Genomic DNA, 24,611 nt, shown 5'->3' with positions numbered 1-24,611 from the left:
TTCTAGTAATCTTCCATTTTGATAAGTTCCTCTTTTAACAGTTGCTCTAAGAATTGTAATACCTGTTGTTCACAATCCTTGATATCTACTTCGTACTTCGTAACCATTATGTCAATTATTTCACTAACTGAAATGGGTTCTTTGATTAGATCCCAAATATCTCCGCCAACTTCACCAAGGTTATAATATTTTCCGTTAGTAATGCTTAACATAACCTTCTCTCCTGCCATATCACTAGTGATATTTCCAGTTACCTGACTTACCACTTTAAATCTAGAAATGGTTTGTATCATTTGGTTCACTCCTCTTTTGGTACTCTAACAGTAAATCTACAATTTCAAATGCTGTAAAACGGGAACTTGGCCTTTCAATCTGATAAAAATCTAATTTCCTAGCAATAGTAGTCGTCAAATGAAAGTGCCATTCCATTAAACCGGAACGAGGGACTAAAAAGTTTCGATAGGTATGATAGTAGAGCTTGTGTAGGCGTTCAAGCTTAGAAATAGGTGTTACTTGAATAGCATTACAATCTCCTTTTGTTAGCTCTAATACTCCCGCCAGTGGAACTTGACTACTAATAAACTGATTTCTCACAGAAATTGCATATTTATCCTCTCTATCAATAATTGGACGTAGATGTTTTGAATTCATTCCAAAGTGATTTAAACTCTCTATCCATAATTTTTGTTGTGGATACCCAGGTATTACCATGGGATAACCATCATCCGAAAGAGTCACTGGAACAATGTCATCCGTTAATAATTGATACCCTCTTTGCAAAAAGGCTGATGCAAGTGTTGATTTTCCTGCTCCAGAATCGCCAACTATGGCATATGCCTTTCCATCGATTACAACAGCACTCCCGTGTAAAGGAAGAACCTTACGTTGAAATAGCAAGGCTCCCATACAAGTACCTAACAGGTATAACCGAATTTGATCTTCCTTAGCTCCTGGCATCGGTGAAATAGTAATTGTAGAACCTTTTTCAACCATGTATATGGCTACGTTGGGAATTTCAAACATGCAGAAGTCTTCTTTTACAGTGAAATATCGGTTAGGTTCAGCTGTTATTGACCATAGCCGTGATAAGTCTTCAATTTTTATATAAACCTCTGCAGTACTAGAACCCTCTCCTTTTTGAAGCTCCGGTAGAATAGCATCACTAAGAATGGAAAGGCCAAATGCTTTATATAAGGTTCTTTTTAACGCTTTTATACTCAACCTGTTCACCTACTTTTTTATAAAAAAGGCCCTTTCATTATCATAGAAGGGCCGAGTTATTAATAATCTAGCTACCGCCTAGACAACTTGCATTTGACCTTCCCTCATGAGTTTCTTCCTTCCCATCTGAAACATCAAAACAATCGGCATTTGCATTTCCTGGTCCGTTCATCGTCATTCTAATATCTAGTGTTTCTAAGATAGGTATTTTCCAGGATTTCTTCATTTTCGGTTCACCTCCTTCTGTTTTATATAGATTTCAAAAACCGCTGAACAATAAGACACCGATTTAATATCTTAAAATCATCCGAAAACAATAACTCTGGTTCTGGTCCATTTCTTACTTTATTGAAGGCCATTCTAATAACCCCATAATCAACATAATCCTCTAGTATTTTGCTATCTAACATTTCTTGTATTTCACTAAGATAGGAACCCCAGTCTGAACTCATCCGTTGAACTACATCAGCTCCCTGTAATCCTCTAGTTTTATGGTTAAGTCTTACTTTATCTGGGAGATACCCTTTCATTGCCCTCCTAATAATCGATCTATCCATCCCACTTGTTACATACTGTTCTTTCGGTATAGATAAACAAAAACGAATGACATTTATATCATTAGTTGGATCTCTGTCCCATAGACCATATCGTAATGATAACTTTGTACCTGCTACACCGCTTTTATTCCATACGTATAACTGTTTGTAATAGAGGTTTCTATAGTCATTTAGATTAGTTGGCTTAGAGATATCCCGAAACCCATAAACCTCCATTTTTTCGTAAACATTAGTTTTTTCAGCAAAGCTAGGATTAATAATCGGTTGATCTTGATAGGGCTGTTGTTGCTTACTTTTCATTATTTTATTAACCAGAAATGGCACCACTACCCGTTTACCTGTATGATAATTAGTACAGTAATTATTCAATTCCCTATTCAAAGAGATCCATCTCAACTTTTTCATTAACTCCATATAATACGTATACGTAAGGTTTAGTGACCCCCATGAGATTGAATGGTTTCCTCTTGCACCATTTAATAAAACTTTAATACCTTTCTTACTAGCAACTTCACTAATCCCTTTTAACCAAAATGAGTTTTCAAAGAACTTATACGGCATCTCCATTATTTCAAGAAACTCTTCTACATCATTTAATGGACTTTTATCAGGAAAACGTAAACAGTTATCTTTAATATTTCCTACATAATTAACGATTTCTTTGATAAGCGGACCCTCATCCGCAACATAATAATATGGTGTCCAATCTTGAAAACTTTCAAGGGGAACATAACTAAAAGTATGTAGAACTTTATCTTGTTTTCGTAATTCCTTTGAAGCCAAACTAACGACAGAACCTGAATCTAGTCCTCCACTCAAATGAGAGCCAACATTCCCATTGGTTCTAAGCCGAACTTTTATTGCCTTCCCAAGTACATCACGAAATGCCTCTTCATATTCTTCATTGGAACCTAATTTCAACTTTTCCTTCACTTCCATAGTGAAGTAACGCTTTAACTTAACTCTTCCATCATGAACAGTAATACTGTGAGATGGAGGTAATTGACTAATTCCTTTATAGACTGTTGACCCCATATCCACCGCTTCAACCATAGAAGGAATCGCTAGAAATTCAGCTAACCACTCTTCGTTGATCTGCTTTTTAATATACGGTAACGTAAAAAGAGGTTCAATAATTGTAGAAAAGGTAAAGCGTCGATAATCGTGATAGTAATATAATGTCCTTGTTCCAGAAAAGTCCCTTGCCCCAAACAGTTTTTCTTCCTTTTCATCCCAAATCATGAATGCAAAATCACCTTGCAAGTATTTAGGAGTATCCTCGCCCCATTTTGCGTATGCCAGCAATATCAGTAGACTATCTGGCAGACAATTCTTTTCCTTGGGAATGTTAAGAATCTGGAATAATTCTTCTCTATTATCAATTATGGCATCAGCAGTAATAGCGAGCTTCTTTTCTGCATCGTAATAAGGCAGCTTTTCCTCGATTGATTCTGGGGTTATCCATTGGGCGTGACACCCCATAAATATTTGATGTTCATGCCAAATTGCTCGCTCATCAGAAGGAAACCTGGTCAATGATTCCATTAAACTATTGCTATGTTCTAAAGGAACTAAATCCTTATCTAAACAATAAATACCTACAATTGCACTCATCATACCCTCCTAAACGAACAACAAAACGCAGTAACAGTTCTAAATAAAGAACAATTAAGGCATAACCAATCATTTAACAAGAAAAGAATCACCTTGTTAATCTTTATAAAGTATTGATTCGGACTTTATAAAGAACGATTACAGTTAAAATACCACCTTTTCTACTATGTGTCAATTGTATTTACTAATTTAAAAAAGTTTTATTTTGAATTATTTATATATGATTGCTAAACTAAAATCTTACCAACATACAAAAAAATTAGCCCTTATACTAGGTAAGCATAAGGGCAATTTGAAGCGAATTTAGCTTTTATGAAGATGTGCTACCTCATCCTCATCTTCGTAAGTAAAATCAACATCTCTTATTCCAGGACCCATTAATGTATAACGAAAATCAAGGATTTCTAATGCCGGCTGCTTCCATTCTTTCTTCAACGATTCCACCTCCTTTCAGATCAATGTTTTTTAAGAATCGATAAAGAATTATGATTCGCATTAAAATCCTCAACTCAGGATTAGATGCTTGATTGTTACTCGGTTCCATTCTATATTTATCAGCTATTTGTTTTACTACCTTTGTATCTAGATAATTACTTACAACTGGATCTTGTATTAGTTCTTGCACTTCAGCCTGAAGCTTCCCCCATTCAGGTATCACACGTTGTACCCAATCGACACCTTGAATTCCGCGTACACGCTGGTTCAACCTCACTTTATCAGGCAAGAATCCCATTGTAGCTCTTCGAATCAATGCACGATCAAGACCTTGTTGGACAAATTGTTCTTCTGGAAGAGATAAACAATATTGGATTACCCGATAATCATTAGTAGGATCTCTGTGCCATAAAGAATATTTCATGGATAACTTTGTATTCGAAGTTCCCGTTGCATTCCACATATATGGCTCTCGAAAGTGTTGCTTACGTAATTCGCCCATACCTTTGGGCTTATTATAGAAGTCATACTGTTCGAGCTTCCGATAAATATCAGTACGTCTAGCAAATTTAGCATTAATTATTTCAGGTAAGCGATAACCTTCTAATCTAGCATTTCGAAAAGCCTTATTAAAAATGATAGAAAAAACACGCGAATTGTCTACATCCATATTTTTGCTGTAGCTAGTCATTTCGCGATACAACGTCATCCACTTAACTCGCCTTAATAGATTCGCGTGGTAATCTAAAGCTCTCCCCCAAGAAATACCAAAGTTTCCTCTCGCGCCATTTAACATGACCCGTATTCCACTCTCCTGTGCTTTCTCACTAAATCCTTTAACCCACACGGAGTTCTCAAAAAACTTATAAGGCATTTCCATCATCTCTAACCAGCCATCTATTTCAGAGTAAGGATTTTTTCCATTAAAGCTTAAATAGTTAGCATGGATATTCCCCACATATTTTTCTGTTTCCTTCATAAATGGTCTTTCATCCGCCATGCGGTGCCTCGGTGTCCAATCCTCAAATCCCTCTTCAGGAATCGAACTAAATGTATGTAATATCTTATTTTCCTTACGCAACGAATGAGCAGCAAAACTAACCACTGATCCGGAGTCCAACCCTCCACTTAATTGTGCTCCAACTGGAAAGGCTGAACGTAACCTTGCATCTACAGCTTCCTTGAATATTTCTTGAAAAGCCTCTACATAATCGGAATCTTTCTTATACCGAATTGTACGCTCCGCTTCGAGTGTACAGTATCTAGAAATAGTGACCCTGCCATTCTTTACAGTTATCGAATGTGCTGGAGGAACCTGATTGATGTCTTCAAAAACACTCTGTGAAACATCTATCGCATCAATCATATTGGGTATCGCTAGATATTCTGCTAGCCACATATCATTTATTTTTTTACTCACGTTGGGTAATAGAAATAATGGGTGTATGACAGTACAAAAGGCAAATTGTGTTGAGTTGTTCGTATAATATAGTGTTCTAGCCCCAGAGAAATCCCTGGCCCCAAATAGCCTTTGTTCTTTTTCATCCCAGATCATAAAAGCAAAATCACCAACAAGGTGCTTAGGTAGTTCTTCCTTCCACTTATCATAGCCCAGTAAAAGCAACTGACTGTCGGTTATATATTTTCTATCAGCCATTTCAATCTGCAATTTTTCGAACAATTCACTACGGTTATCAATTATCGCATCAGCTGTAATAGCTAACTGTCTATCGCCATCAACATAAGGTAATCTCTCACCAATAGATTCAGGAGTAATCCATTGGTGATGGCAACCTAAAAAAACATGATTCCCCGTCCAAACCTGACTATCATCGGATGGATACTTTTGGAGGTCTTCCATCATTTTATGAACTACCTCACATGAAATGGATCTCTTATCACTTTGTAAAACACCAACAATTGCACTCATAATATCGACCCATTACCCATTCGAAGATCTTTTCAATAATGAATTTAATAGAGTTTTGTTTGGATAATCAGAATTCCGCAGTTGATTTAAAACATCCTCTATGTTGTAGTTAACCCTTCGAATCGAAACTTCAAATTCATCCTCCCCAAGCTCTACTAATGCATAGGATGCTTTACCTAGCCCATCAAATGGTAGCCCAACACTGCCTGTATTAATAAAACATTTTCCATTTATGTATCGAACAAATGCCTTATGTATATGTGCGTAAATATAAATATCTGAATCTGATTTCACCAATTTTTCTCTAAGTGTTTGATCACTTTCAAAAGGCTGAACAACATCAAACAAATCATTAGGAGTTGCGTGAAATGCATGGATCCTAGTTCCGCTAAACTCTAAACGCAACTCAGTTGGAAGTGAACGAAGATACTCTATGTCATTTTGTGTAAGCTTGGATACACCCCACTCACGTTCCGTATTCATCATGTCCAGTGCGTCAACTGGGACCTCTCCCTCAAGCACACCACGTACAATCCATTCATCTGCATTGCCCTTAATAACTTCTGCATCCAGTCCTTTAACCAACTCTAACGATTCCTTTGGTTGTATCCCACGATAACAGAGGTCCCCTAAAACCATTATTTTATCTACATTTAATTTTTGAATATCATGAAGAACTGCTTTTAGAGCAATTGAGTTCCCATGTATATCGGATAGAAATGCAAGTTTCACAACGTAACCTCTTTTCTGTTCATTAATAAATTTTTAAAATGGAACAAGAAAGTATTTATCAGTATATAGGTGTAATAAGAGATGTATATTACTATCAGTACTAACACAAGATTGACGATATAATTTTCTCTCCAATGATCAATGTTTAAAAACTGCATAAGTAAGATAACCGTACTGAGGATTACCATGTGAGCAACATAAATCCCTACTGCAGCCCCTCCCAGATCAGCAATAATATTATTTTTACCCAAGTAACGATATTTCAGTACAAGAATAAAAAGACTGACCGTCATCGGTATAGTAGAAAGATAGTATTCGCCTATTCCGTCAGTTGCTGCAAACCAATGATAAATGGAAACTTTTTCTGTTACTTGCATGATAGAAGATAAGATAAAGATTAGAATTAAATACCGCGATTTCACCTTTTCACACTTATTTATTATTGCATCGTTGTTGCTACCTATGTAATATCCAAGTGTAATATAAAACAGTCCAAAGAACAGGGCATCTCTAGTATCAAAAGACACCTGAAAAATACTTCCATATGTCTGGCCAAATAGGCCAATGATATTTAATAGAAAGCCTAATAACAGAATAAAATGCACTCTATCAAGATAAATAAAAATATATAAAATTAAAATGGACCATATAAGTGCAGTTAAGAACCAAAGATGGAAACCTGTTCCTATAACACCATCGTATAGGAGAGTAACCCTAAAGAAGTCATGAAAATAATTCATTATCTCTAACCAAATATTCTTATCAAAATATATGGAGTATACAACACGATTCATGAGATCAAAGAGTACATATATAAAGAACCACGTAACGAATAATTTAACTAACTTAAACAAGTACTGATTTAAATAGTCTTTTCTCTGCTTTAAAAAAGAGATTTTCACCCCTAATAGATACCCTGAAACTATAAAAAAATAGGGAATAACCCATCTTGGAAAGTAATGTATTAATCCATAAATAAACAGATTATCTTGCCAGTTTATGTTGTAAGTAAACGTATGAACACCAACCACTAATACCACAGCAATGAACTTTACATAGTCTATTGTATAGTTTCTTTCCAAGATGGTCCCCCTCCGAATCTGTTTCTTTCTTTGTTTCCCCCTTGTTTTGACTACTGCCAATCAAATATTTAGTGGTGCTTTTTCCACTATCTCAAGCCAAGCCTGTAATGCTAGACTTTCTGGCAATTCGACATCTTCAAATGAAATGATTTCACCTGCTTCCACTTTGTTCTTCATCATCGCACCAACTAATAATCCAATTGGGACATGGTCTTTATTAGAACCAATCTTTACAGCCTCTCCCCTTACTTGGAAGCTACCAATTCCCTTATCGATTTTCTCCCCTGGTAGAAGTGTCTGCTTTGCAATTGCAGCAACACTTATCTTTGGATACTTTCCGTTATTCAATAACACTCCCCCACCATGAATAACTCGCTTAATAGTCTTCACTACCTCTAGGTGGCAAAGGTGATAGTTTTGGAGAATCGTATAATAAGGACCTTCACCCATCTTAAAATATCTCAAGGCATCCTTTTGACGCTCGTCATGCTCAGCTGTAATAAACACACCAGGAGGAGCCTTCGGTGCTAGAACAAACTCTGAGATTGGATGTCTCAATCGTTTTGCCACTTCCGCCAGTTCTTCTCCAGTTTTATTTAAATCATCAGAGCTTGGTGCAATCAACCCATCCTTCGCAATACCCACTCCTAACCCATTAGCAACTAACGCCTGTTCGACATGAACCTTTGTACCATCAGTAAAAGAAGTAGTCATATCGATTCGCACTCCGTTTCTATTCGACCAATATTCCATATCCTCCGGAGTTGGATCTAGATTTAAAAAGCCCTTAATATTCCCATAAACTAACGGTTTAAATCCCATTGCAATTACGTTTTCATGTAAAGAAGCTAAACATCCTGGTTGGTCTCCTTCAGCCTCCGTTATAAATCCTTTCCGGGCGAAATAAGAGCCAGTAGTCACTTGTAACTCAGCATTCATTGTAATAATAGGTATGGAATGATTCATCGCTCTATCAATAATCTCTGTTCCATAAAGTACATCACCACTGCATTCGACTAGTAAATCAATATCTACTAAAAACTCTTTAATTGAGTTAGTCAAAACATCTTGAAAAGGATAGTCACTCATCTTCCCAATATCCCGACGAGTTAGAACCTTCGCTAACCTCATTTCAGGTTGTTTACTAACCTCAATTGCTATTCCTTTCCCAATAAGCCCAGTTCCAACAATTCCAATTCGAGCTGTCTTTGTCATATGAATTCCCCCAGTTCATTGAAGACAAAATAAAAAGTCCGAAGTCATTCGTTTTAGACGAATTGCTCCGAGACCCTTTTATTGTCTATTTCCAATAAGCCACCATACATATTTGTTTCTTGAATGATTCTCTCCCATTCAATTAACTTCTTATACCAGTTCAACGTAATCGTTTCCTCCGTCTTTTGGAGCATACCACTCTCTAATTTTTCAAAGATTTGCATTGCTCCGTCCGCTGCAGTATAACGCGCTTCCCAGTTCAGCGCTTCTTCTATCTTGTCAAAACTCACTCGGTAGGACCGATGATCTGGATCGCCATACCATTCAATTTGGACATCCTTTGGTAAGGATTCTGCAATCTCATTGGCGAGTGCTCCTAATTGATAATTATTCCGATTTGAACCCACATTATAAATCTCACCATTTATAACGAATGGGTCTGCTTTTAACAACAAACACATTACATCCGTAGTATCATCTACATGAACCATAGGTCTCCATTGGTCACCATTTCGCATAAGTGGAATCACACCATTCTCCCAAGCACCGTAGGTCATGCCATTGATAGCTAAATCAAAACGCATCCGCGGAGAAAAACCATATACAGTCGCTTGGCGCATGACAGTAACAGAGAACGATTCATCCGCTAGGGGAAGAACTCCCTGTTCAGCTTTTTCATTAGCTTTTGCATAAACTGTTAGTGGATTAGTTTTTGACTTTTCATCTACAACAGTATCCATATCCTGGAACCCATAAATGCTACAAGAAGATGGCAGAATATATCGTTTTACACCCATCCGTTTCGCTAATTCAGCTGTATTCACTCTTGCTAAATGATTTATTTCATAGGTTACCTGTTGAAATAGCTCTCCACTTGGGTCATTAGAGATTGCAACTAAGTCAATTACCGCTTCAACATCTCTGAAGTGTGCTTCTGTTAAACGACGGCAATCTTCTTGAACAATAGTTAAATGTGGATGTGGCTTAATTTTATCTCTTCCAAAGAAGAAACGATCTACAGCTATTACCCAATAACCCTCTTCAAGTAGTTTTGGTACTAATACACTCCCGATATAACCACCAGCACCCGTAACTAATACACGTTTCATAAAAAGCCCCCTAAGAAATAAATTCTTTTACAAACGAAAAATTAATCTCGGCTTCCTTTAAGAATGGCTGTTTTTGATCTTTCTCAGATAATATTGGTGTAGTTGTTGGCCAATCAATTGCTAGCTCTGGGTCATTCCACCTTATCCCTTTGTCATGCTCTACCGAATAATAATCATCCACTTTATATTGGACATGGGTATTATTGGTTAGAGTGCAGAAACCGTGGGCAAAGCCTTTCGGTACCAGAAGCATTCGATGATTAGCAGCACTAAGTGTTACTCCAACCCATTTCCCAAATGTAGGAGATCCTACTCGGATATCTACCGCAACATCATAGATTGCACCTGTAATAACACGTACTAACTTAGTCTGTGCTTTTGGTTCCAATTGATAATGTAGACCACGTATGACGTCTTTATCTACAGACAAGGAATGATTATCTTGGATAAAATCGAACCTTAATCCTAGGTCTGAAAATCGTTCAAGATTATAACTCTCCATGAAGAAGCCACGATTATCTTCAAATACTTGTGGTTCAATAATTCTCACTTCAGGTAATTCTGTATCAATAACTCTCATTGTATCCCTCCTCGGAACTTGGTATTAACCATTAATTAAGGCTGCTTCTTTTCCTTTCTTCATCTCTACAATTCGATTTAAGTATTTTCCGTAGTCACTCTTTTTTAATGGCTTTGCAAGCTCTAGTAACTTTTTCTCCGAAATATACCCTCGGTTAAAAGCAATCTCTTCTAAACAGGCAACCTTTAAACGCGTTCGCTTCTCAATGATTTCAATAAATTGAGATGCTTCTAGAAGTGATTCATGTGTCCCTGTATCTAACCACGCGAATCCTCTTCCCATAAGCTCAACTTTCAACTGATTCCTCGCCACATACTCATTTAATATGTCTGTAATTTCTAATTCTCCCCTAGTAGACGGTTTCACCCTTTTAGCTATATCTATTACTTGGTTATCGAAGAAATACAAGCCTGTGATAGCAAAGTTAGATTTTGGCACAATAGGTTTTTCCTCAATAGATAACACCTTACGTCTTTCATCAAATTCTACTACCCCAAATCTTTCAGGATCATTGACGTTGTACCCCAAAATTGTTGCACCTGTTAACTCTCTCCTTACTCTCTCAAGAAGAGATATAAAGTCATGCCCATAGAAGATGTTATCTCCTAGTATAAGAGAGACATCATCTTCCCCAATAAACTCTTCCCCAATGATAAATGCTTCTGCCAATCCATTAGGTTTTTCCTGAACTGCATAAGATAATTGAATCCCGAGCTCTTCTCCGCTTCCTAGTAATTGCTCAAATCTCGGCAAATCTGTAGGAGTTGTAATTATAAGAATTTCCTTTATACCAGCAAGCATGAGAACGGATAAAGGATAGTAGATCATTGGTTTATCGTAGATCGGTAGCATTTGTTTAGAAATAGATCTTGTTAAGGGGTATAGTCGGGTTCCACTTCCGCCTGCTAAAATAATGCCTTTCATTGGATCACCTCTTTGCAATATGATAAAAAAACAAAAAAATAAAGCTCCATTTAAGGACCCTTTTATTTTTGAACTATTACACACTTTGTTGTCGTGCTTTACTTCTATCTCCTACGTTTTTAATAAATCCAAATAATGTAGGACTTACCCTGAATACAAATAACATAATTTTATGCTTAAAACTAATTTCTCGAAGCTTTAATAAATGGATTAAACTTTGATCAAACGTTCTTTTTAACTCTCTTAATTCTTTCTTTGCCCCTTCTATGCCCGTTCCCTTAAAGTAATACCAGAAAAATATTTCCATATAATGTTTCAGTGCTTTTTGTTGTAAGTCCATCAACTTATTTTTACGAAAAAACTCTTCCCTGTCCTTAAGTGCATAAACCCTACCAAATTTTTTCGTACTAAAATTTGAATTAACCATGCTTCCTTTACGTGTCACATAATAATATAGTGGCAATTTGATATACGTTATTTTCGTAGATTTAAACAATATCTTGTGAACTACTGACTCGTCGTCGAACGGATTTCCATGTTCATAAACAACATTGTTAAAAACTTCTTTTCGGTAAAGTTTATTCCACGGATAAATGAAAGTACCAGCGTTTTGATAATAGATCTCATTTAATGCTTCCAAATTATTATAATGTTGTACATCATAATCTTGATTGTACTTTTCTGTGTCTATATACTCTTCTTCTGGTATTCTTTGATAATCACAAACAACAATTTCCGAGGAAAACTTTATAGCATTCTCGAATAATAACTCAAACATATATTTATTAATATAATCATCATTGTCTACAAACCCTATATAGTTACCTCTAGCAATTTCTATACCTGTATTTCTACAGGATGCAACTCCTCCATTTTCCTTATGTATCACTACTATCCTATTATCCTCTTTAGCATATTCATCACAAATTTCCCCACTATTATCTGTAGAACCATCATTAACCAGGATTAGTTCAAAGTTAGAGTAGGATTGAGCTAAAATAGAATTAATACATTTGGGTAGCAAGTACTCCAGATTATATATCGGGACGATAATACTAATTTCTGGTTTCATGTTGAATGTCCTCCCTAAGCACTTTTACACTGTTCTTTTCTTAAACTTTGCATTTAATGTAAGTTGTCTACCTTTAACTTTCTTTGCTAGAAATCTTCCAAAAGTGATGCTTGGTCTCTCAACTAAATACCAAGCAATGGAAGAAATAATAACACTCATTGGCACAGCAATCATGCAGATTATCCATAAAGGTAGTACAGAATGAAATAAATAGATACACGTTAATATGACTGGTAGGTGATATAGATATAAACTATAGGATATTTTCCCTAAAAACCTAAAAGGCCTTAGTAATAGAATTCTTTCAACTCTGGATGAACCCATCGCACTTATCATAAATCCAACTGACCCAAACGCGATGCCATATTCCATTATTATGAAAAAATAGACTGATATTATTTCAATATTAGTTAAAATATATAAATACCCTGTAAAAATCTCTGAGAAGTTATATAAAATAAAAGAAGTCATCAGAAAAATATATTTGGTACTTGTTTCTAGTTTTCTATAGTTGGTAATGATATCCTTACGATGTTTAGCTAATAGAGCACCTAATATAAATAGGGATGTATAATGTAATGTGTGAAAGTATGTTATATCATTGCCATTTGAAGTCTGAAAATCAAAAATGTTATTCAAACCCGAAATAGCTGAAAGTATCATGCATAATAGTACAGAAATCTTCCAATCAAACCGCTTAACAAATAAAACAACAAATGGAAATATAATAGAAATTCTCAACTCATGAATTAAGGACCAAATTACTCCATTAAAAGCATTTGAATGAATGTTCCCTAAAAAATATATATGTTCAACAATTAATTGCAAGTCTAATGGAGTTGACCACAACATATGCTCATAAGTTCCCACTACTTCTACCTTTTCTGTCCAGAATAATTGTGAGAGAGCAATAGCGAATAATATCCCAACTATATAAGGAATATAAATCCTACAATAGCGTTTGACTACATATGGAAAATACCTATTTCCCTCCCATCTCTTTTCCAGAAAAGGTATAGACAAAACAAATCCACTTAATACGAAAAACAACATAACAGGCCCGTGACCATAGTTAATTCCCGTCAATCTTAATAAGCTTACATAAAAGGCCGGTAATGCAAAAGCAACCAGTGGTAGGTGATGCAGAACAACTGCAAAAGCAGCAATACCTCTTAGAGAATCCAACTGCTCAATCCGTTTATTCATTGTTATCTCCCCCAAACTATGTTATCAGCTCATACTTTTTACCAATTTATCTATAATACCACTAGAGGGGAGCTGATTATCCTTTAGATATAATTTTTTTAGTTTAGAAAAATACTGTATCCCACCATAATGTGATATATCTATTTTTCTTAAATCTAATTCCGTGATTGCATCTAATTCCGAAATCAATATCCACTCATTCTCACTTTTAGATAAAAGCTTTCTAACCTCCCTTTCAAAACCTCGATCAATAAATGTGGCTACTCCAGCAATTTCAGCAGTAGTATAAAAAGTCATATTATTCTTCCTTGCCTCGCTGATAATACTTTCTATTATCTTTGGAGATGTTTTCCATCTTTTCTCATGTTCAGCCATTTCCCAACCGAACATGTTAAAACTTACATCGTCAGGTAATAAAGAATGGCATGTAATGATTAAATTACAATGATACTTCTCGGCAAATTTTATTATTTTTTTTATATTTGCAGGATTTGACAAATAAAGACTGTCTATACAGATAGAAGGAGCAAAACCAGTATGGCAAAATGGAACCAAATTAGAACCAGCTAAATGACCCCTTAAAAGTTTAAAATACTTAGGAACTATTTCATTCACTATCTCAGTGCTAGTTTGAAAATGTGGAAAAGCAAAAGTAACAGGCCTTTTAAATTTTTCACCAGTTTTAGAATGGGCTTGATTTTCCATCCAATCAAATAAGGGTTCTATTTCATCGTCAATCCATTTTTTCATTCCAAATCTCTCTGTATATTCAAATGCGTTCTTGTGTTTATAACCATGATGAGCAATCTCATGTCCTTGAGATTGAAGATCGATAAGCATATCTATTTCTTCCTGATTATGCTCTCTTCTATTTTCATAGTGGTGGAAAGCGTTAATGTTAAATGTAACTTTAACATTATTATCTTCGAATATTTTTTTCCCATATGTATACCAGTCGTTTACACGGAAACTATCATCGAAAGAGAATACAATACCAGGTTTAGAAAAATAGTTGAAATCTTTTTTTTCAAATGGCGGCAATTCTACTTGATTCTTTTTCATATTACGGTAGATATTATCCCATGTTCTCCAATCAAAATAGTTCTTTTTCAAATAATTTACTAAAGAAGCCAAGCATTATAACCCCCTCCTAAATTTATATAGTAGATAAGTTGTTAATTAAATATTGATTTATTCCAGACTCCTTCGTTAGAATAGGCTCTCGGTCCATGTCCCTAATCCACAATAAACCATCAGGCAATGGATTCACTTTTGTTTCGAGTTTAGGTATATTCTCATAAATAGCAATGTCTTTATAAATCTCCGCCATATTTAATCCAGCTTCTGTAAAAAAATGTGAAGTAGTAAAAAAACGCATATTTATCTCTGTTGGATTAGGAATATTATTCTTGTCGTAAGTCATGTCTACCCCATATACACCATGTGGTTTATCATCGATAGCGAAAATCGTTTCCTTAGCTATTTGGTCAACTATTTCACTAGAAAATGTTTCTCCTACACCCGTAATCCCAGTTACACCAGACAATGTTCGATTACCAAACCCCCAAGATTTCCTGCGCCTAGTTTGAGCGACAACTAGCTCTCCCTCATTCCAAATAGAAAGCCACGTCACAGTATTATTGGATTCTAGTAATTCAGAAGCTGTAAAGCTCCCCCAACCGTCATAAGCGTTTATCCAGTTTCTAGCAAACTCAAAATCATTGGTAGGTAGAGCACCTTTCCCACCTGCCCCAACTGTTGCCCTGATCCAGATCTTCCCTTCATTATCTCCTAGTAAATTAAAAGCATCTTGAAGATCCTTTTCGTTATTGATTGGTACAGTATTAGGAACCTTTATCCCTGCTTCTTTCCACCGTTCATAAGATTTAAATTTATCGGTACAAATATCGATGACTTCATGTCTTGGCATAAATAACTTAGTACCTGTAGCCAATATATCTTCCCGAAACTTAGAAACCTCTAAGATTTCCCTATCACTCATAAAAACTGCTAAACTTGGTTTCTCTTTTTCTATAATGGTAAGTAAGGCATTCTTGTATTGATAATCAAAACCAAACTCATATGGAATATAATGTTTAATATCTGCTCGTGAACAATGCAGATTAAAAGGATTTCTAGAAAGACCAATTATTTCATCCTTGATTTTTGCTTTTTTCCAAGATTTAATCAGGTTTTCTGCAGGCGATACACCGACGTCTGTTATAAGTATTTTGCTCATCCAAACACCTCTTTATAGTTATTAACCTTCCTTTAGGGAGTACCTTTATATTTTTCCATACTGTAATGGTTATTTGCACTTACACCCTCCCTAACAAAGACTTTTTTCATTGTGAATGCTAGAATCTTTATGTCCAACCAAAATGAATGGTTATCAACATACCAAACATCTAGACTGAATTTTTGGTTCCAACTGATTGCATTTCTCCCATTCACTTGAGCCCATCCTGTTATTCCAGGCTTTACCTCATGCCTTCGAAACTGTTCCTTTGTGTACAATGAAAGATATTCCATTAAAAGTGGCCTTGGTCCTACTAGGCTTATGTCACCCTTAAACACATTGAACAATTGAGGCAATTCATCTAGGCTATATTTACGAAGTAAAACACCTAGCCTAGTTAGACGATATTTACCCGGAAGCATGTTTCCAGTTGTATCTCTTTTATCCACCATAGTTCTAAATTTATAAATAAAAAAAGGCCTACCGTATAGACCTGGTCTTTCCTGTTTAAATATGATTGGCGAACCCATATTAAAATAGATAGCAAGGGCTACAGCTAGCATTATTGGCAAAAGTAAAATAATCAATATACTAGACCCAATTATATCTACTACTCTTTTCACTTCCTAACACCTTCTCACTTTATATTTAACGGATGGTTGTAAAAGAAAAAGTACTGCCTTCGCTTCCCGATTTCATGTGGATCCCTTATTGAAATCACCTCTCCTTTTAGTACAAGTTCTGCATTGGAAATAAAATATTCCGAGTAATCTCTTGAATAATTTTCTTCTAAATATTGATAAGCATTGTTTAGTTCAAATCTTCTCCTCAAATGATGATGTGCATCGGATGCTATAAGATGTACTAGATTGTGTTCCAATAGATGATGAGAAAAATTCTTCAATCTCTTTCCTGTACCAATAATGCTTGCAGCTGTAACTTGTATTAATGCACCTCGTTTAACTAAATTGAAGATCTTCTCCGGTTCCCTTCTTAGGATTCGATTTCTCTCGGGATGAGCAAGTATAGGTGTATAGCCCTTTTCCTGTAGCCTTAAAAAAACCTCCTCAGTATTCTCAGGAAAATATTTTGATGGTGGTTCCATTAATAAGAATCGTGTATGATTCAATGGCAAGAATGTTTCCATCGATTTCATATCCTCCAGAATATCAGGATGAATATGAAATTCGATTCCAGGGTGTATCGTTAACGGTATTTGATTTTCCTTTAGTATTAAATTTGCTTGATTCACTAAAGATTGAATGATTATAGGATCATTCTCGTAATAGTGCTCACCATGTTGATGTTTATGATGTGGTGTTGCAATTACATCGGTAATTCCTACCTCAACGGCCTGATTTGCCAAAAGGATCATTTCATCCCAATCCTTTGGTCCATCATCTACCCCTGGCAAAATGTGATTATGTATATCAACTATCAACTATACTCCTCCTAGATTTATAAGCCTATTTCCTTACTTCTTCAACTTTTGGTCCTACAATTCCTCGATATATCGGAAAATAATTTTCATTAACATCATATTTATCCCTAACCTCTGAAGCTATCTTATTATATTTCTCCTGATTAAAAATTCGTGTACCAATGTAATAATCAAATAAGAGATTATTTGTAAATGATGTTTTAAATTGAAAAAGACCATCATTTTCTTCATAGCCACCGCCTAAATGAAGTAATGATGATCCTTTTTCTTTACAGAATTGAATCATGTAATCAAATAATATATTATTTGGTCTTAAATGTAGATATTCTGTTTTTGATGCTCCGAGGTGGTAATGTGCAAATTCTTTTCCTACGATTATCATGACACCAGCTATTATTTCCTCATCATATGAAGAAAATAATAAATAAGAATTACTTATATTTGTGGTTTCCATTTGTCTAAAAAAGTATTCTTTGTTAAAGTAATAATAGTTGCTGGCTTGATTTCTATCCATTGTCTCTTTGTACAAGTTGATAAATGTATTAATATTCTCCGATGTTGGATTTGCAACCCAACAGGATATACCTTCTTTTTTTGCCTTCTTGATGTTTCGTTTATTCATAGAGGTATAGACTTCCTGAATATCTTGAATAGAATTATGAAGGTCTACCGCTGTTGTATGACGTATATATCGTGTTTCTATATAGCTTCCTAAATCAAGATAATTCTTGGCCAGCGGATGGAAACGGATTGTCTCGGTAATGATATTATTCATCTTACAAAAAGTACCGAACCTATTAAAAAATTCTTCAATCAAACTTCTATTTTCCCCTTCAATATGAGGGCCTCCGTACCCATAAGGTGTTACAATGTCATGTAGTTCTTCTTCTCCCCATTGTAGTTTTCGTTGAATAAAAGGATAAAAGACTTTGGTATTATCCTTTTTATAGTAGACAGCTCGTAATAATCCTTTTTCTTCATTGGCAAATAACTGTCCATATTCATATGAATAATAGACATCAATACTATTAAATTGATCTAGTATATGATTCCAGTCATCATGGTTTTCTACTATTTTCATGTTACACCTCACTATTATATGAACCAGACTACATTACTGATTCATCAAGCTTCCTCTCAATAGCTACTAATCTACCGTTGTTTATCCTGAATACAATATCACAGTTTTCGATCGTACTTAACCGATGGGCAATGATAATCAGTGTCTTTTCACCCTTTAAACCATCTATTGCTTTCATAATTTCTTTTTCGGTCTCATTATCCAATGCTGAGGTTGCTTCATCCATAAATAAAATCTCCGGATTATGATATAACGCACGTGCTATACCTATTCTTTGTCTTTGGCCGCCAGATAGTCTAACTCCTTGTTCACCTACAGTTGTTTCTAACTTTTCTGGGAGTGACTTAACATATTCCTTTAGTTGAGCCTGTTCGAGTGCTCTCCAAACTTCTTTATCATCTATATCGCCAGATTTAATACCAAATGCTACATTGCCACGTATAGTATCATCTGTTAAAAATATCGATTGCGGTATATACCCAATCTTCTTCTGCCATAATGTTCTAATTTGATGAATACTTATTCCATCAACTAAAACTTTTCCTTTTTCTGGGTTTAGAATACCTAGAATAATATCTACAAGTGTTGTCTTACCGGCACCTGATTCCCCAACAAATGCTACTGAATAACCAATAGGTATTGCTAGTGAAATATCTTTTGCAGAATAATCCTTCTGGTTAGGATATCGAAAACATATCTGCATTAGTTGAATTGACTCTCTAAATGCTCTTTCCTCTTTATGAGTTATCTCAGGTTTAGAAGTGAGTTCCGCTGGGACAGTTTCTTTATTAACATGTAAATCTTCGTAAACCACTTCTAGTGCAGGTAAACTGTAGCGAATCCCTGTAATAAGACCAACAATCCTATTTATAGAAGGCATTAATCGAAACGCCGCCATAGTAAACAGTGCCATTGTTGTTACGAGTTCAGTGGTACTAGCATTACTGGTAATAATTATAAGCATTGTTACCAACACTATGGCTACCACAAGAGTCTCAATAAACAATCTTGGAACTTGTTCAAGCATTTTCATATAGCGACTATTATTTGCATTAATTTGTCCTTGACTAGCATAAGCATTAATAAAAAAGGCTTCCTTTCCAGAAACTTTAACTTCTTTACTAGCCCCAAGTCCTTGATTTACCCATTTAATCATATTTCCACTTACTTCTTGTTGTTCTTTTCCTAATGAGCTAATTTTCTTTTTAAATATTGTAAAGAAAACAAAAATACTACCTCCTAATAATAGAGTGGCAGTTATTGTAGCAATTGGGGAAGTAATTAATAACAATGTTAAAATACAAACAATCACAAGTACTTCTGTTAACAAATGAAATAATGCCAAGATTATCCCCTGAAGAACTCGTGGAACCTCACCATTTACATTTCTTAGTAAATCTGCCGAATTCCTATGCAAGTGAAAAATATAAGGTTTTGTTAAATATTCCCTAAACAATATTTTAGATAGTTTTACTTGCTGATTTAAAATTATCTTAAATTGGATATTATAAAAAAAAAGTAGATATAAATTTTTCATGATAAAGATGAATAGTAATATAAACACTAACCCCACGATGAATGATGTAGTCGATTGAAAGTTAAGTAATTTATAAAAAGATAAAAAAATATCCTGTTCTTGGATAAGTTTAGGATTTGTCACAATCCCAACAAATGGAGCAATTAAACCAATTCCCAGGGTCTCAAATAGAGCTGCTACTATCATCATGAAAAAAATAATTAATAGTTTTTTCTTTTCATTTTTGCTGAATAGAATTAGCAATTTTTTTAATGTATCATTCAAACTATTCACACCTCTTTATATCATTTACTTTTAAAAAGTGGTTTTGAAAATTGACCTCTTATAAGCGAAAAAGTCCTTCTAATTTTAAATTTTATATGTTTTGCTAATAACTTATAAAAGTTTTCCACTCCAAGGCCACCTATTTTATTAAATTCTAAATTTATTGATTTCATATTTCTGAGTAGAAACATAGTTGAATAGTCATAGAGTATATTTATATAATACTTTTTAAAATATGAAAGGCTTTTTTCGAAATCCTCCGAATATATTTCATATAAATTTTCCTTTATAAGATATTTTTTTATCTTTACATACGCCCTTAAATTATCAATAATTTTATCATCTCTTGTTGTTGTAGTTGAGAATGGTCTCTTGACGTAGTTATAAGAAATCTTTGTTACTTTCGAAACTTTATTTGCCTTAACAAACAGTTTTGGGATTAATTCAAGATCTTCATAAAATATACCTTCCTCGAATAATAAATTATTGTTAATAAATAAATCCTTTTTAAATAATTTATTACATGGATAAGCCCGTTTAAGTATTTCACTAAGATCCACACTGTTAGGTATATAATCCCTTATCTTTTCTCCTTTATCTGTAATTTCCCTCAGTCCAATAACGGCTATGTCAGCATTTTTACTTATACAAGTGTAATATAGGTCTGCATACATTGTTTCCTCTATCCAGTCATCGCTATCTACAAATCCCAAGTACTGACCACTCGATAAGGCTATTCCTTTGTTCCTTGCAGTGGCAGGTCCATTATTCTCTGTATGTATAACTTTTATCCTCTTATCTCTTTTTACAAAGTCATCGCAGATAGAACCACTTCTGTCTGTAGATCCATCATCAATGATTATAATTTCTATGCACTTTATTGTTTGATTAATAATTGATAACAAGCACTTCTCTAAATACTGCTCTGTATTATAAACTGGGACAATAATAGATATATATGGGTCCATGATAAAACAACTCCAAAATAAATTTTGAGAATTAAAAATTAACTATTAAGGACTTTTTAATGAATAATACAAACTTAATTAATTTCAACATTAATCTCGCTTTGATGTTGAGGTGCTTACTGTTGGAATGTTGAAGGCAATCAAGAAAATAATGCTCATGTAATAGTTTATTAACTTCCTTAAACTTTACGTTTATATTTACATCAGACTTTAATTTGTTTGCAATTTTTTTTAAATACTCCGCTGCAGTCTTGCAATTTTCATACTCTATACATTTATACAGAACTTCATTACTTATTCCTATTGCTCTGTAGATACGAACTATTTCATCTCTAGCGATTAAATGTTGGTAGAATAAGTCATAACTTTTAGTCATTAAACTTTCGTTATTCACATTTCTGTATGAGTATAACGGCTCATTAACTGCACTTATACAACTAGCCTTATTTAGTACTAATAGGTTAAAACAAAGGTCTTCAGCTATATGAATTCTCTCGTTGATAAATAATTTGTTATTAATTATCAAGCTTTTCTTATACAATTTGTTGCAAAGACTTGCGTAGGTTAATATTTTATTTTGAATCAACAGTTTTTCTAAGTCTTCCTTTATCTCTAGACCTTTGATGATAAGTTTACCGTCTATAGGATTCACGTGACTTTTATTGGTACTATTATCATGAAAACCACAGGCAACCAAATCCGCATCATCCCTTAGAGCAACCTTATAAAGTATCTTATACATGTTTGAATTAATAATATCATCGCTATCTACAAAACCAATATAATCTCCTTTTGCCTGAGTAATTCCAATATTTCTTGCAGAACCGGGCCCACCATTCTCTTTATTTATTATTTTCACTCTATTATCTTTATCCCTATAGTTTTCACATATTCTCCATGTATCATCAGTCGAACCATCATTAACAATAATCAACTCGAAATTTTTAAAACTCTGCATTAATATTGAATCAATACACTCAGCAAGAAAATTCTCACCATTATATACTGGTACTATTAAACTAATATTTGGACACACCTCAACACCTACTCTTTGATATTAAATACTATTTTTCTCTTATTTTAAATTTTTCTTTTATCAGTAATTTGCTTAATAGATTGGTATAGTTGTATCTTATTATATTCCACTATGTATCCCTGGCTATAGTTAACCAACTGTTCCCTTGCACCTGTAAATTCAGTGCAAATAATTGGTATTCCGAAACACTTTGCTTCCGATAGTGTAATACAGAAACCTTCATATTTAGATGGCTGAACATATAAATTGCATTGTCTCATATATGGATAAGGATTAGGATTTGCACCTAATAGAATAAAATCTTCAGTGAGACTTCTTTCTTTAATGCTTTTCTCATATTCTTCTCTTGCTTTACCTTCACCAATACAATACCATCTAATTTTCAGTCCATCTCTCTTAAGCAACTCTAATACAGATATCGCTAGTTCTTGCCCTTTCTCCTTGCTAAGCCTACCTACTGTTAAAATTCGTATTCCATCAAAATTATCCTGAAAACCGATCCCTTGATTTGCCATATTTAAAATATGATTTGATGATACCGTATTCGCATATGTGCTAATCTTCTCTTTGTACATCGGGAGGAGACTTACTAACTTTTCCTTACCTTCACTCGATACCACATTTATTCGATAAAAATGCTTATAAATTCTACCTGCAAACCTCTTATTAAAACCAATCCTATTAACATCAAAATGAATCCACTGAATCTTCTTATCAGCCTTGACCTTATAAACAATAAAATAGCTTATGAAATCCATTGGACCAGCATAAGCTACAGCAATATCATACTCATCATTTATTTGTGGAACTTTTCTAAGTAAGTATTTATAAAAAGCAATATTATTTCTAGTAACCTTCGAAATAATGGTAATCAAACCTAGATAGAATCCTTTCAACAACTTCCCCTTTTTGAAAAGGTTGATCACATTCTGTTTTGGCGGATTATTGATTAATCCTTTTAACATCGGATAATCCTCTAAGTATTTAACATTTACTCTTTCCGGTATATACTCTAGAAAGCCGCCATACTTTTCTAACATTAGTATAGTTATATCATACTGTTCTTCTGGCATTTCTTCTATCAAGTTAAGTAAAGCTTTTTCCGTACCACCAATATTCATGTTTATAACCATGAATAATATTTTTTTCTTCATTACCTCATCGCCACTTTCCAAGATCATCCTATCAACTGGTAAAACTTTTCAACCTCTTCTATATTTCCTTTTTTCTCTTTTGTAAGAAATTTAATAATCTGGTTACGTAGTCTTACGTTAGAAATCAATTCAAATAGCGCGTTACATACATTTTTTGCATCACGTTTAACAACAATACCATTTTTTCCATGGATCATCTGATTAAAGACTGCATCAAATTCCGTCGTAACTACTGGAGTATTTAGCAAACGAGCTTCAGCAATAGCTAGACCAAATCCTTCAAACCTAGAAGTTTGAACATAAATATCCGACTGTTTAATAAGTGGATATGGATTGGATGTAACACCTAGTAGAATAAAGTGATTGGTTAAATCCTTACTTTTAATTTCTTCTTCTATCTCTTCCTTTAATGGTCCTTTACCAAGTACATACCAGCGAAAATTCAATCCCTTTTCCTTAAGTAATCTACAAGTCTCTAATGCTACATCATAACCCTTTTGATATGCTAGCCTTCCTATAGTAAGGATGCGTATACCATCAAATGAGTCATGATAGCCCTCCCCATTATTAGCAAGGTTGTTAATAAGCTGGGGATTATTTATATCGTAGATAACCTCCATTTTAGTTTTATATTCAGGATATGTCTGAACAAAAACATCTCTTGTCGAATCTGAAACCGCAATTACCTTATCAAACTGGTTATAGTAATCTTTTTGAAAGGACTTTTCTTTTTCATCCAGTTTGTAGCTAACATTGACCCAGGCATATTTCTTCTTTGCTTTCACTTTACTAGCAACATAGAACGTCGGGACTCCTTGGGCATAACTAATTGCAATATCATACGTTTTCTTACTTTCGTCAATAACCTTAGAAATACTTTGCCAATACAATCTAGCTTTTTGTGGATTAGAATAATTTCTACTTCTAAGTTTAGCGGAGTAAACTAATCTAGAGTAAAGCATCCGATATTCATGATGTTTTATTGCGTATAGCATAGAGTTGCCCACTTCCAAATTACTAAAGCGAGAATATCGAAGTGGTTCCAGAACCCTAACTTGTTTAGGTACTAATTCTTCTAGTGGATAACCATGGGCAAATAACTGAAGATCCACATCATATTTTGAATAATCAAGGAGCCCTAATAGTGAAACTAAACTTTTTTCCGCACCAGCAGTATCCAAAGAGTCTATCACAAAAAGCAAGCTTTTCTTCAT

Annotated in this window: 24 protein-coding genes; all 24 read right to left on the bottom strand. The window is 34.4% G+C overall.

Features of this window, described 5'->3' with window-relative positions; translation table 11 throughout:
- Positions 1 to 2: 2 nt before the first annotated feature.
- On the bottom strand, positions 3 to 293 hold the full coding sequence (locus TE34_RS06370; protein WP_047983999.1) for a lasso peptide biosynthesis PqqD family chaperone: 291 nt from the start codon (positions 291 to 293) through the stop codon (positions 3 to 5).
- Positions 274 to 1,221, bottom strand: coding sequence for a phosphoenolpyruvate carboxykinase (ATP) (locus TE34_RS06365; RefSeq protein ID WP_236687115.1), 948 nt, complete (start codon positions 1,219 to 1,221; stop codon positions 274 to 276). Before TE34_RS06365 ends, TE34_RS06370 begins: the two co-directional genes overlap by 20 nt.
- A 67-nt stretch (positions 1,222 to 1,288) precedes the next feature.
- A complete protein-coding gene (locus TE34_RS21615; RefSeq protein WP_157037594.1) occupies positions 1,289 to 1,447 on the bottom strand; it encodes a paeninodin family lasso peptide in 159 nt (52 codons plus the stop codon).
- A gap of 22 nt (positions 1,448 to 1,469) precedes the next feature.
- Positions 1,470 to 3,392, bottom strand: a complete 1,923-nt coding sequence (locus tag TE34_RS06360; protein ID WP_047983998.1) for an asparagine synthase-related protein — start codon at positions 3,390 to 3,392, stop codon at positions 1,470 to 1,472.
- A gap of 303 nt (positions 3,393 to 3,695) precedes the next feature.
- Positions 3,696 to 3,827, bottom strand: a complete 132-nt coding sequence (locus TE34_RS20965) for a paeninodin family lasso peptide (protein WP_047983997.1) — start codon at positions 3,825 to 3,827, stop codon at positions 3,696 to 3,698.
- Positions 3,787 to 5,757: an asparagine synthase-related protein gene (locus TE34_RS06350; RefSeq protein ID WP_064971725.1), complete on the bottom strand. Its 1,971-nt coding sequence runs from the start codon at positions 5,755 to 5,757 to the stop codon at positions 3,787 to 3,789. Before TE34_RS06350 ends, TE34_RS20965 begins: the two co-directional genes overlap by 41 nt.
- Positions 5,758 to 5,769: 12 nt before the next feature.
- Positions 5,770 to 6,489, bottom strand: coding sequence for a metallophosphoesterase family protein (locus TE34_RS06345; protein ID WP_047983996.1), 720 nt, complete (start codon positions 6,487 to 6,489; stop codon positions 5,770 to 5,772).
- Entirely contained in the window at positions 6,486 to 7,571 is a 1,086-nt protein-coding gene (locus tag TE34_RS06340; protein ID WP_047983995.1) for an acyltransferase family protein, read from the bottom strand. Before TE34_RS06340 ends, TE34_RS06345 begins: the two co-directional genes overlap by 4 nt.
- A gap of 60 nt (positions 7,572 to 7,631) precedes the next feature.
- Positions 7,632 to 8,786: an NAD(P)-dependent oxidoreductase gene (locus TE34_RS06335; protein ID WP_047983994.1), complete on the bottom strand. Its 1,155-nt coding sequence runs from the start codon at positions 8,784 to 8,786 to the stop codon at positions 7,632 to 7,634.
- A gap of 53 nt (positions 8,787 to 8,839) precedes the next feature.
- Positions 8,840 to 9,895, bottom strand: coding sequence for an NAD-dependent epimerase/dehydratase family protein (locus TE34_RS06330; RefSeq protein ID WP_047983993.1), 1,056 nt, complete (start codon positions 9,893 to 9,895; stop codon positions 8,840 to 8,842).
- 10 nt (positions 9,896 to 9,905) lie between these two features.
- On the bottom strand, positions 9,906 to 10,475 hold the full coding sequence (gene rfbC, locus TE34_RS06325; RefSeq protein WP_047983992.1) for a dTDP-4-dehydrorhamnose 3,5-epimerase: 570 nt from the start codon (positions 10,473 to 10,475) through the stop codon (positions 9,906 to 9,908).
- 24 nt (positions 10,476 to 10,499) lie between these two features.
- Complete coding sequence (gene rfbA / locus TE34_RS06320; protein ID WP_047983991.1) at positions 10,500 to 11,399, bottom strand: glucose-1-phosphate thymidylyltransferase RfbA; 900 nt, start codon at positions 11,397 to 11,399, stop codon at positions 10,500 to 10,502.
- A 76-nt stretch (positions 11,400 to 11,475) separates the two neighbouring features.
- Positions 11,476 to 12,471, bottom strand: a complete 996-nt coding sequence (locus TE34_RS06315; RefSeq protein WP_053074986.1) for a glycosyltransferase family 2 protein — start codon at positions 12,469 to 12,471, stop codon at positions 11,476 to 11,478.
- A 24-nt stretch (positions 12,472 to 12,495) separates the two neighbouring features.
- Positions 12,496 to 13,677, bottom strand: coding sequence for an acyltransferase family protein (locus TE34_RS06310; RefSeq protein WP_047983990.1), 1,182 nt, complete (start codon positions 13,675 to 13,677; stop codon positions 12,496 to 12,498).
- 24 nt (positions 13,678 to 13,701) lie between these two features.
- Positions 13,702 to 14,811 carry a polysaccharide deacetylase family protein gene (locus TE34_RS06305; RefSeq protein ID WP_047983989.1) on the bottom strand — a complete coding sequence of 370 codons (1,110 nt, stop codon included), beginning with the start codon at positions 14,809 to 14,811 and terminating at the stop codon, positions 13,702 to 13,704.
- A 22-nt stretch (positions 14,812 to 14,833) separates the two neighbouring features.
- Positions 14,834 to 15,916 (bottom strand): ATP-grasp domain-containing protein, encoded by a 1,083-nt coding sequence (locus TE34_RS06300; RefSeq protein WP_047983988.1) that lies wholly within the window; start codon positions 15,914 to 15,916, stop codon positions 14,834 to 14,836.
- A gap of 32 nt (positions 15,917 to 15,948) precedes the next feature.
- On the bottom strand, positions 15,949 to 16,539 hold the full coding sequence (locus TE34_RS06295; RefSeq protein ID WP_047983987.1) for a sugar transferase: 591 nt from the start codon (positions 16,537 to 16,539) through the stop codon (positions 15,949 to 15,951).
- Between the two features lie 14 nt (positions 16,540 to 16,553).
- Positions 16,554 to 17,357 carry a tyrosine-protein phosphatase gene (locus TE34_RS06290; RefSeq protein WP_053074985.1) on the bottom strand — a complete coding sequence of 268 codons (804 nt, stop codon included), beginning with the start codon at positions 17,355 to 17,357 and terminating at the stop codon, positions 16,554 to 16,556.
- A 25-nt stretch (positions 17,358 to 17,382) separates the two neighbouring features.
- Entirely contained in the window at positions 17,383 to 18,438 is a 1,056-nt protein-coding gene (locus TE34_RS06285) for a lipid II:glycine glycyltransferase FemX (protein WP_047983986.1), read from the bottom strand.
- A 28-nt stretch (positions 18,439 to 18,466) separates the two neighbouring features.
- Complete coding sequence (locus TE34_RS06280) at positions 18,467 to 20,248, bottom strand: ABC transporter ATP-binding protein (RefSeq protein ID WP_236687114.1); 1,782 nt, start codon at positions 20,246 to 20,248, stop codon at positions 18,467 to 18,469.
- Positions 20,249 to 20,259: 11 nt separating this feature from the next.
- Positions 20,260 to 21,207 (bottom strand): glycosyltransferase family 2 protein, encoded by a 948-nt coding sequence (locus TE34_RS06275; protein WP_047983984.1) that lies wholly within the window; start codon positions 21,205 to 21,207, stop codon positions 20,260 to 20,262.
- A gap of 31 nt (positions 21,208 to 21,238) precedes the next feature.
- Positions 21,239 to 22,243 (bottom strand): glycosyltransferase family 2 protein, encoded by a 1,005-nt coding sequence (locus TE34_RS06270; protein WP_047983983.1) that lies wholly within the window; start codon positions 22,241 to 22,243, stop codon positions 21,239 to 21,241.
- Positions 22,244 to 22,287: 44 nt separating this feature from the next.
- Positions 22,288 to 23,397 carry a glycosyltransferase gene (locus tag TE34_RS06265; protein WP_047984009.1) on the bottom strand — a complete coding sequence of 370 codons (1,110 nt, stop codon included), beginning with the start codon at positions 23,395 to 23,397 and terminating at the stop codon, positions 22,288 to 22,290.
- 23 nt (positions 23,398 to 23,420) lie between these two features.
- A complete protein-coding gene (locus tag TE34_RS06260) occupies positions 23,421 to 24,611 on the bottom strand; it encodes a glycosyltransferase (protein ID WP_047983982.1) in 1,191 nt (396 codons plus the stop codon).

The sequence above is a fragment of the Ornithinibacillus californiensis genome (assembly GCF_001038485.1).
Classification (GTDB): Bacteria; Bacillota; Bacilli; order Bacillales; family Amphibacillaceae; genus Ornithinibacillus; species Ornithinibacillus californiensis.
Note: the sequence above shows the minus strand (reverse complement) of the source record. Positions and strands in the feature narration are given on the sequence as shown.